This window comes from Phocaeicola sp. RTP21198st1_B8_RTP21198_201120 (assembly GCF_040929485.1).
Lineage (GTDB): Bacteria > Bacteroidota > Bacteroidia > Bacteroidales > Bacteroidaceae > Phocaeicola > Phocaeicola dorei.
Window position 1 is genome coordinate 1 of sequence record NZ_JBCOCI010000115.1, and the last position, 9,983, is coordinate 9,983.

Annotated in this window: 14 protein-coding genes; 11 read left to right on the plus strand and 3 right to left on the minus strand. The window is 54.0% G+C overall.

Features of this window, described 5'->3' with window-relative positions; genetic code table 11:
* The 3 genes from AB5935_RS22325 to AB5935_RS22335 form a co-directional block, all read right to left on the minus strand.
* On the minus strand, positions 1 to 636 hold a 636-nt coding region (locus tag AB5935_RS22325; protein WP_149929846.1), incomplete at its 3' end, for a relaxase/mobilization nuclease domain-containing protein.
* The gene (gene mobA / locus AB5935_RS22330) at positions 615 to 1,043 is read right to left on the minus strand and encodes a conjugal transfer protein MobA (RefSeq protein ID WP_004291488.1); all 429 of its coding nucleotides are present in this window, start codon (positions 1,041 to 1,043) and stop codon (positions 615 to 617) included. The genes AB5935_RS22325 and mobA, both read right to left, overlap by 22 nt.
* 381 nt (positions 1,044 to 1,424) lie before the next feature.
* Positions 1,425 to 1,589 (minus strand): hypothetical protein, encoded by a 165-nt coding sequence (locus tag AB5935_RS22335; protein ID WP_196029218.1) that lies wholly within the window; start codon positions 1,587 to 1,589, stop codon positions 1,425 to 1,427.
* Here AB5935_RS22335 and AB5935_RS22340 point away from each other — a divergent pair.
* The 11 genes from AB5935_RS22340 to traK form a co-directional block, all read left to right on the plus strand.
* Positions 1,588 to 2,514, plus strand: coding sequence for a ParA family protein (locus AB5935_RS22340; protein ID WP_005783105.1), 927 nt, complete (start codon positions 1,588 to 1,590; stop codon positions 2,512 to 2,514). The two genes, AB5935_RS22335 and AB5935_RS22340, sit on opposite strands and share 2 nt — an antisense overlap.
* A 2-nt stretch (positions 2,515 to 2,516) precedes the next feature.
* The gene (locus AB5935_RS22345) at positions 2,517 to 2,957 is read left to right on the plus strand and encodes a DUF3408 domain-containing protein (protein ID WP_004291503.1); all 441 of its coding nucleotides are present in this window, start codon (positions 2,517 to 2,519) and stop codon (positions 2,955 to 2,957) included.
* Between the two features lie 2 nt (positions 2,958 to 2,959).
* Positions 2,960 to 3,313 (plus strand): DUF3408 domain-containing protein, encoded by a 354-nt coding sequence (locus AB5935_RS22350; protein ID WP_004291505.1) that lies wholly within the window; start codon positions 2,960 to 2,962, stop codon positions 3,311 to 3,313.
* Positions 3,314 to 3,329: 16 nt separating this feature from the next.
* On the plus strand, positions 3,330 to 4,058 hold the full coding sequence (locus tag AB5935_RS22355) for a hypothetical protein (protein ID WP_004304280.1): 729 nt from the start codon (positions 3,330 to 3,332) through the stop codon (positions 4,056 to 4,058).
* A 201-nt stretch (positions 4,059 to 4,259) separates the two neighbouring features.
* Positions 4,260 to 4,577: a DUF4134 domain-containing protein gene (locus tag AB5935_RS22360; protein ID WP_002560983.1), complete on the plus strand. Its 318-nt coding sequence runs from the start codon at positions 4,260 to 4,262 to the stop codon at positions 4,575 to 4,577.
* Positions 4,578 to 4,587: 10 nt separating this feature from the next.
* Complete coding sequence (locus AB5935_RS22365; protein ID WP_004291514.1) at positions 4,588 to 4,920, plus strand: DUF4133 domain-containing protein; 333 nt, start codon at positions 4,588 to 4,590, stop codon at positions 4,918 to 4,920.
* Positions 4,917 to 7,421: a TraG family conjugative transposon ATPase gene (locus AB5935_RS22370; RefSeq protein ID WP_004291515.1), complete on the plus strand. Its 2,505-nt coding sequence runs from the start codon at positions 4,917 to 4,919 to the stop codon at positions 7,419 to 7,421. Before AB5935_RS22365 ends, AB5935_RS22370 begins: the two co-directional genes overlap by 4 nt.
* A gap of 40 nt (positions 7,422 to 7,461) precedes the next feature.
* The gene (locus tag AB5935_RS22375; RefSeq protein ID WP_004291516.1) at positions 7,462 to 7,842 is read left to right on the plus strand and encodes a DUF3876 domain-containing protein; all 381 of its coding nucleotides are present in this window, start codon (positions 7,462 to 7,464) and stop codon (positions 7,840 to 7,842) included.
* Positions 7,843 to 7,865: 23 nt separating this feature from the next.
* A complete protein-coding gene (locus AB5935_RS22380; protein WP_004304283.1) occupies positions 7,866 to 8,495 on the plus strand; it encodes a DUF4141 domain-containing protein in 630 nt (209 codons plus the stop codon).
* A 3-nt stretch (positions 8,496 to 8,498) separates the two neighbouring features.
* A complete protein-coding gene (gene traJ, locus AB5935_RS22385; protein ID WP_004291518.1) occupies positions 8,499 to 9,503 on the plus strand; it encodes a conjugative transposon protein TraJ in 1,005 nt (334 codons plus the stop codon).
* Positions 9,504 to 9,534: 31 nt separating this feature from the next.
* Positions 9,535 to 9,983 (plus strand): conjugative transposon protein TraK (gene traK, locus AB5935_RS22390; RefSeq protein ID WP_151940112.1); only part of this gene is annotated, 449 nt, incomplete at its 3' end.

A 9,983-nucleotide genomic window follows, 5' to 3' on the forward strand; every position in this document is an offset into this window, starting at 1 on the left:
CGCTTCCTCCACCGTCATATTATATAAGGAAAGGAGCGCACGGTATTCGCCCATCGTCTGGAAACGGTACTGCCCATTCAGAGCCTTCACGGTGTTGCCTACCTGCTTCTTCACATCACCTGCCGATGCGGCCACCTTGCGCAACGGATTATCCAATCTCTGATTTTTACGTTCTGCCGGATGCAATCCGTACTTCTGTTCCAGTTCCCTGCGGATACGGTCGCTGCGGCGGTAGAGAAAATCCCGGTTGAGCCTTTTCCCGTTCTCGTCCACGTTGACCGTCACGATGTGCAGGTGGTGGCGGTCGATGTCCTCGTGCTTGAATACAAGATAAGGCTGGTTTCCGAAACCGAGTTTTTCCAGATACTCGCGGGCGATATTCTGCAACTCAATATCGGTCAGCACATCCTCCGGGTGCGGGTTGAGAGAGATATGCACCACCGGCTTCTCGATCTTCATCTGCGGTGGCAGGAAGGTGAGAAAACCCTCCATCGCCTTGCCTATGTCCACCGTTCCCGAACCGTCATTGTAGATGCGGTTGGTGGTGAGAAGCCGCCCCTGCGCCTCGTTAATCTTCTCCCCGTTGTAGGCAATCGCGCCGTACAACGAACTTCCTACACTGATTTTTGCGACCATTTTGCCTCCATTTCCCTTGAAAGTTCCACAATCCGGCGGCTCAGTTTCACGAGTTCGACGGTGTGTTGCTCTAATTTGTAGAGCAACGCCATCGCCTTTTTCTCTGAAAAATGCAGCCTCAGTTCCTTCACGACTTGGTTGTAATTCGTACCCACGGCACGGAATTGTGCATGAAAATCCGACAGTTTGGTGTAATAGTCCACCAACGTCTTGTCCACCTTCAGCACCTTGAACGGTTGCCCGAAGAAGTGCGCTTTGAGGAAAACAGACCGTGCATAGACACCCGATTTTCCGAACATGGCGAGGAAACGGTTGTGTTCCTCCTCGTTGAAACGGACGGTGTACCGGTACACCGCCGGATCAAGTTTGGGATTTCTCCCTGATTTGCTTTTCCTTTTCTCTTTCATATTACTTTGGATTTAGCGGATTGACGGCATAAGCCGCCGCTTCGGATTACAGCACCGCAGTTCTGAAAGGCTTCCCGACTTCGGAGGGAAAGCCCGCCCCCTGCAAGGGCAAGTGCTTTTCGTGGCTGCTCAAAATATTTTGAGCGGCTGAAAAGACATCTTGCTATGTTCAGGTGAACATAAAAATCCGTCAGGGGACGGATTGGGAAAATACCTTTCAGGACTCCGGGCCGCGCGTCATCGGCGAACCCTGCTGTCCGGGTGCAAAGTTACGCCCTTAAAGCGGTATCGGACAGATGCTTGACCCGGTCAATGACTGCCAACCGGCGCAACGTGCCGCCACTTGCCGGAGAAGTGATACAGGTTCCAAAATATACTTGTTTATTTGCAGCATGATTCAAGAAACGAACGATTTGAAGATATGATAAACGGAACATTCAAATACCCGGAAATCCGCTTCTTCGGATACTTGCCGAAACGGATACCCGAACCGTCGGAAACCCGGTTCTCCGACAATTCGGTGACGTATGGATTCAATGACTTCATGACGCAATGTCGTCAATCACCATTTGTCCGACGCACCGCTTCACCACAGAACCGGATACGCGACGACCCGCCTGCGTGTGTAGTCACGGAAGCGGATGGTGCGACAGCCAAATCCGTATGGAAACAGAAAAACAAATCATCAACAATTAAAATAAATGGAACTATGAGTAAGGAAATCTTCGTTGCATTCGCAACACAGAAAGGTGGCATCGGCAAATCCACTGTCACGGCACTTGCCGCCAGCTACCTGCACAACGTGAAAGGCTACAATGTCGCCGTCGTGGACTGCGACGACCCGCAGCACAGCATCCACGGGCTGCGCGAACACGAAATGGGGCTTATCGACAGCAGCACCTACTTCAAGGCTCTCGCTTGCGACCATTTCCGCCGGATCAAAAAGAACGCCTACACCATCGTCAAAAGCAATGCGGTGAACGCCCTCGACGATGCCGAGAGGATGATTGCCACTGAGGACGTGAAACCCGACGTGGTGTTCTTCGACATGCCCGGCACACTCCGAAGCAACGGCGTGATAAAGACGCTCTCGCAGATGGACTACATTTTCACTCCGCTGAGTGCCGACCGCTTTGTCGTGGAGAGTACCCTGAAATTCGTCACGATGTTCCGCGACAGGCTGATGACTACCGGACAGGCGAAAACAAAGGGGCTGCATCTGTTCTGGACGATGGTGGACGGCAGGGAGAGGAACGACTTGTACGGCATCTACGAGGAAGTGATAGCCGAAATGGGCTTTCCGGTACTTTCCACCCGCTTGCCCGACAGCAAGAAGTTCCGCCGTGACCTTTCGGAAGAGCGCAAGAGCGTTTTCCGCTCCACCATTTTCCCGATGGACACGGCACTGCTGAAAGGGAGTGGCATCCGGGAGTTTTCCGAAGAGATAAGCGACATCATCAGACCGCAGTGAGCATGGGCAGCAGGAAAGTGAACACGGAAGGCATCGACGAGGAACTGCTGTTAGCCTCCATCGGGCGGCGCACACAGGACGGGACACTGCGCCCCGCACAGGAAGTACCCGCAGCTGCACCGACCGAAGAGGACACCGCCGCACCGGAACCATCTCCTGTGCAACCCGTAACACGGGAAAAAGCGCAGAGGGAAAGTGGACGCCGGAAAAGGCAGGACGAGGACTACAACGAGCTATTCCTGCGCCGCAACGAGATAAAGACCCGCCAATGTGTCTATATCAGCCGTGACGTCCACGGCAAGATCCTCAGAATCGTGAACGACATCGCCGGAGGGGAAATCTCAGTAGGCGGATATGTGGATACCGTGCTGCGCCAGCATCTGGAACAGCACAAGGAGAGAATCAACGAACTGTACAAGAAACAACGTGAAGATCTGATTTGAAAATGGAAAAAGAAATGACACCGAATGAAAAAAGACCACAGCAAGACTGCGGAGGTATGTTTACCCAAGTGCAGGCGAGTGTGGAAATACTGTCGCCTGTCCCGGTAAGCGGCAAATGCAGTGAGAAGGACTATGAACGCCTGTTCATCCGCGACCCGGAAGTAAAGGCACGTGAGGGGAAGATGGCGTATGTGCGCCCGGAGTACCACGAGCGTATCATGCGTATCACCCGTGTAATCGGGCATGACCGGCTTACGCTGTCCGCTTACATCGACCATGTGCTGACGCACCACTTCAACCAGTGCGAAGATGCGATAAAGAGCCTTTATGCCCGAAATTACAATTCAGTATTCTAACCAAAAACGGAAGGATATGAATTACACAATCAGCATGACAGACATTCTGCTGGCGGTATCGGTCGGCTGCAACCTCTGGTTCCTGTTCCTGCTCCTTTACGAGCGCATCATGGACACGCGGATTGTCCGCTTCTTCAAGGGCATTGTCGGATTATGGCGGTCACTGGACGGGAATGAGGCTAAACGCATAGCGGCACACGAGGAAGTCCCTGCGGAAAAGGCGGACATCATCGGCAAGAGCCGTTTCAGGATGGCATCCACCCGGACAACCGCTGCCATACCGACGCAAGAAGCCGCCACTATTGAAAAAGGCATTGAGCTGTCGGAGGAAGAGGCTACTTTTGACGACGGAAAAACGGGAAACGCATCCCGCCCGGCACAAGTCCCGGAGGAAAAACTCGATGAGACCTTCACGAGCATACCGCCGGAGGAACTGGGATACGGGGACGACGAACCGGAAGAGGACGCCTCGGACACGCCACGGGCTTCGGGCAGCAGCTTTGACGAGATTGACGACGCCTGCAAGACCGCCAAAAACCCGGACGCGACACAGGCGGAACGTGAAAAGGCGGCTAAGGTGTTCACCGACATGGAGGGCACGGAGTTGTACGAGAAAATGATGGAAGGCTCTTCGGAGATAGGCATCCGCATCAAGGGGCTTATCGAGATTCGGCTGAAGAAATCTGAAAAGGAGTTCGTCGTGCCGGACAACATCGAGGAGTTCGACATTCGCAACTATGTATGACAACAATAAAAGAAATGAACATGAAAGAATGACATCAACCCACGCGGCGAGGAAACGCAAGGCGCATCCCCATCCGCAACGGACACGCCCACGTCCGTGGAAACAAACGGGCATCCACTAAAACCAAAGTAAAGAAACAAAGTATCAACCGCCCGACAAAGGACCATCCACCCTTTTGACGGCAAAAAACAAGAACAGTTTATGAACAAGAACATCTTGAAAAACAGAAAAGCAATCCTCTCCGCGGCACTTGTCATCGCCGCAACCGCCTCCGCTTTCGCGCAGGGAAACGGCATCGCGGGCATCAACGAAGCCACCTCTATGGTGAGTTCTTATTTCGACCCCGGAACTAAACTGATATACGCCATCGGTGCAGTCGTCGGGCTTATCGGGGGCGTAAAAGTGTACGGCAAGTTTTCATCGGGCGACCCCGACACCAGCAAGACAGCCGCCTCGTGGTTCGGCGCGTGCATCTTCCTGATTGTTGCCGCCACCATCCTGCGCTCATTCTTCCTTTAATAAATAATGTATGGCTGAATACCCAATCAACAAGGGTATCGGCCGTCCGGTAGAGTTCAAGGGCTTGAAGGCACAGTACCTCTTCATCTTCTGCGGAGGTCTGCTGGCTCTCTTCGTCCTGTTCGTCATCCTCTACATGGTCGGTATCGACCAGTGGATATGTATCGGCTTCGGCGCGGCATCGTCCTCCCTCCTTGTATGGCAGACCTTCGCGCTGAACGCCCGGTACGGTGAACACGGGCTGATGAAATTAGGAGCGGCACGGAGCCATCCCCGATACCTTATCAACCGGCGGCGGATAACCCGTCTGTTCAAACGACAACGAAAGGAAGAAAGACAATGAGGAATACATCGAAAATGACAACACTGGAAAACAGGTTCCCACTTTTAGCGGTGGAGCATGGCTGCATCATCTCAAAGGACGCCGACATCACGGTGGCTTTCGAGGTGGAACTACCGGAACTTTACACCGTGACGGGTGCGGAGTACGAGGCGATACACAGTTGCTGGTGCAAGGCTATCAAGGTGCTGCCGGACTACTCCGTCGTCCACAAACAGGACTGGTTCATCAAGGAACGCTACAAACCGGAGCTTCAGAAGGACGACATGAGCTTTTTAAGCCGCTCTTTCGAGCGTCACTTCAACGAGCGTCCGTACCTGAAACACACCTGCTACCTCTACCTGACCAAGACAACAAAGGAGCGTAACCGGATGCAGAGCAATTTCAGCACGCTGTGCCGGGGACATATCATCCCGAAGGAGCTGGACAGGGAAACCACGACCAAGTTCTTGGAAGCCTGCGAACAGTTCGAGCGCATCATGAACGACAGCGGGCTTGTCAGGCTGCGCCGCCTCTCCACCGATGAGATTGTGGGTACTGAGGGAAAGACGGGACTTATTGAACGCTACTTCTCGCTCATGCCGGAAGGTGACACCACCTTGCAGGACATCGAGCTTTCGGCAAGGGAGATGCGCATCGGCGACAACCGCCTGTGTCTGCACACCCTCTCCGACGCGGAAGACCTGCCGGGCAAGGTGGCTACCGACACCCGTTACGAGAAGCTCTCCACCGACCGGAGTGACTGCCGACTGTCATTCGCCTCCCCGGTGGGGCTTCTGCTCTCCTGCAACCATATCTACAACCAGTATGTGCTGATAGACAACAGTGAGGAAACCTTGCAGAAGTTCGAGAAGTCCGCCCGTAACATGCAGTCGCTATCTCGCTATTCAAGGAGCAACAGCATCAACCGCGAGTGGATAGACCAATACCTGAACGAAGCCCATTCCTACGGACTGACCTCGGTACGGGCACACTTCAACGTCATGGCGTGGAGCGACGACGCGGAGGAGCTGAAGCATATAAAGAACGACGTGGGCAGCCAGCTGGCAAGCATGGAATGCGTGCCGCGCCACAACACCATCGACTGCCCGACACTCTACTGGGCGGCGATACCCGGCAATGCGGCGGACTTCCCGGCGGAAGAGAGTTTCCACACCTTCATCGAACAGGCGGTGTGCCTGTTCACAGAGGAAACCAACTACCGCAGCTCGCTCTCGCCCTTCGGCATCAAGATGGTGGACAGGCTCACGGGAAAACCGCTGCACCTTGACATCTCCGACCTGCCCATGAAGCGAGGTATCACGACCAACCGCAACAAGTTCGTGCTGGGTCCTTCGGGCAGCGGCAAGTCTTTCTTCATGAACCACCTCGTGCGCCAATATTATGAGCAAGGCGCACATGTGGTATTGGTGGACACGGGAAACTCCTATCAGGGCTTGTGCGGCATGATCCGACGCAAGACAGGCGGAGCGGACGGTGTGTATTTCACCTACACGGAAGATAAGCCCATCAGCTTCAACCCGTTCTACACCGACGATTACATCTTCGACGTGGAGAAGAAGGACAGCATCAAGACCCTGTTGCTGACGCTCTGGAAGTCGGAGGACGACAAGGTGACAAAGACGGAGAGCGGCGAGCTGGGCAGTGCCGTGAGTGCCTATATTGAGCGCATCCAATCCGACCGTAGCATCGTGCCGTCGTTCAACACCTTCTACGAGTATATGCGTGACGACTACCGCAAGGAACTGGCACAGCGTGACATCAAGGTGGAGAAGTCCGACTTCAACATCGACAACATGCTCACCACCATGCGGCAGTATTACCGGGGCGGGCGTTACGATTTCCTGCTCAACTCCACGGAGAACATCGACCTGCTCGGCAAGCGGTTCATCGTCTTCGAGATAGATTCGATTAAAGAAAACCGCGAACTGTTCCCCGTCGTGACCATCATCATCATGGAAGCCTTCATCAACAAGATGCGGCGGCTGAAAGGCGTGCGGAAACAGCTTATCGTGGAAGAGGCTTGGAAGGCCCTCTCATCGGCGAACATGGCTGAATACCTGCGCTATATGTATAAGACGGTCAGAAAATATTACGGCGAGGCAATCGTGGTGACGCAGGAGGTGGACGACATTATCAGTTCTCCGGTGGTCAAAGAGAGCATTATCAACAACTCGGATTGTAAAATCCTGCTTGACCAAAGGAAATATATGAACAAGTTCGACCAGATACAGGCGTTGCTCGGACTGACGGAAAAGGAGAAGTCGCAGATACTCTCCATCAACATGGCGAACAACCCTTCACGGCTCTACAAGGAGGTGTGGATAGGCTTGGGCGGCACGCAGTCGGCGGTCTATGCCACGGAGGTCAGCGCGGAAGAGTATCTGGCGTACACCACCGAGGAAACGGAAAAAGTGGAGGTTTACCGTCTGGCGGAGAAGCTGGGCGACGACATCGAAGCCGCCATCCGGCAGCTTGCCGAAAGGCGGAGAAACAAGGAATAACTAAAAAACAGAATGTATCAACCAAAAAAGAAAAACGCGTATGAATTTACCAAAAGTGAAAATGCTGCAAGTCAGCAAGTGCCTTATCGGATTGGCGGTCATGATGCTGCAATCCTGCGACGTGGCCGACAACCGCCGCGACATGCTGTGCGGGAACTGGGAGAGCGTGGAGGGAAAACCTGACGTGCTTATCTACAAGGAGGGCGAAGCCTACAAAGTGACGGTGTTCCGTCGTAGCGGTCTGCGCCGCAAGCTCAAGCCGGAAACCTATCTCTTGCAGGAGGAGAACGGCAACCTGTTCATGAACACCGGCTTCCGCATCGACGTGTCCTACAACGAGGCCACGGATGTGCTGACTTTCTCGCCAAACGGGGACTATGTGCGGGTGAAGCCGCAGCCGGGACATCCGACCGAAGAATAACAACCACTAAAATCCAAAGTAACATGAGAACAAGAATAACAATGATTATCTGCCTGTGCCTGCTTTTCGCGGGCAGGGCAAGCGCACAGTGGGTCGTAAGCGATCCGGGCAATCTAGCGCAGGGCATCATCAATGCCTCCAAAAACATCATCCATACCTCCAAGACCGCCACGAACATGGTGAGCAACTTTCAGGAGACGGTGAAAATCTATCAGCAGGGCAAGAAGTATTACGATGCCCTCAAATCGGTGAACAATCTGGTCAAGGACGCCCGCAAGGTGCAGCAGACCATCCTGATGGTGGGCGACATCACAGACATCTATGTGAACAGTTTCCAACGGATGCTCCGTGACGGGAATTTCAGACCCGAAGAGCTTTCCGCAATCGCTTTCGGCTACACGAAACTGCTGGAGGAAAGCAACGAAGTGTTGACGGAACTCAGGAACGTGGTGAACATCACCACGCTCTCCATGACCGACAAGGAGCGCATGGACGTGGTGGAACGCTGCCACTCGAAGATGAAGCGTTACCGCAACCTCGTGAGCTACTACACGAACAAGAACATCTCCGTGAGTTACCTGCGTGCGAAAAAGAAGAACGACCTCGACCGCATCATGGGGCTGTACGGGAACATGAACGAAAGATACTGGTAGCCTATGAAGTTCGACAACCTTCATCAGATTTTACGTTCACTTTATGAGCAGATGATGCCGCTGTGTGGGGACATGGCTGGTGTGGCGAAAGGCATCGCCGGGCTGGGTGCGCTGTTCTACGTCGCCTACCGGGTATGGCAGTCGCTGGCGAGAGCTGAACCGATAGACGTATTCCCGATGCTCCGTCCTTTTGCCATCGGTCTGTGCATCATGTTCTTCCCGACTGTGGTGCTGGGCACGATAAACAGCATCCTCTCACCCGTCGTACAGGGCACGGCAAAGATGCTGGAGGCGGAAACGCTGGACATGAACCGATACCGGGAGCAGAAGGACAAACTGGAATACGAGGCGATGGTACGCAACCCCGAAACCGCCTACCTCGTGTCCAACGAGGAATTTGACAAGCAACTGGAGGAACTCGGCTGGTCGCCCTCCGACATGGTGACGATGGCGGGAATGTATATCGACCGGGGAATGTACAACATGAAGAAGAGCATCCGCGACTTCTTCCGCGAGATACTCGAACTGCTGTTCCAAGCCGCCGCCCTCGTGATAGACACCGTCCGCACCTTCTTTCTCGTGGTGCTGGCGATTCTCGGTCCGATAGCCTTCGCCCTGTCGGTATGGGACGGTTTCCAAAACACGCTCACGCAGTGGATATGCCGCTATATACAGGTCTATCTGTGGCTACCGGTATCGGACATGTTCAGCACCATACTGGCGAAGATACAGGTTCTGATGCTGCAAAACGACATCGAGCGGATGCAGGCAGACCCGAACTTCTCGCTGGATTCGAGCGACGGGGTGTATATCGTATTCCTCTGCATCGGCATCATCGGCTACTTTACCATTCCCACCGTTGCGGGCTGGATTATCCAAGCCGGAGGCATGGGCGGTTACGGTCGCAACGTGAACCAGATGGCGGGACGAGCCGGAAGCATGGCGGGCAGCGTGGCGGGTGCAGCCGCAGGAAACGCAGTCGGACGTGTCGGCAAATTGCTGAAATAATCAATGTGCAATCATAAATTGGAAAATATAAATGGAATTCAAATCACTTAGAAACATCGAATCGTCGTTCAGGCAGATACGCCTGTTCGGTATCGTCTTCCTCTCGCTGTGCGCCGTGGTGACGGTGTGGAGCGTGTGGAACTCCTACCGTTTCGCAGAGAAGCAACGGGAGAAAATCTATGTGCTGGACAACGGCAAGAGCCTGATGCTCGCCTTGTCTCAGGATTTGTCGCAGAACCGCCCGGCGGAGGCACGGGAACATGTGCGCCGTTTCCACGAGATGTTCTTCACGCTATCACCTGAAAAAAGCGCGATTGAACACAACGTGAAACGTGCCTTGCTGCTGGCGGACAAGAGCGTGTACCACTATTATTCGGACTTCGCGGAGAAGGGGTACTACAACCGCATCATCGCCGGGAACATCAACCAAGTGCTGAAGGTGGACAGCGTGGTGTGCGACTTCAACGCCTATCCCTACCG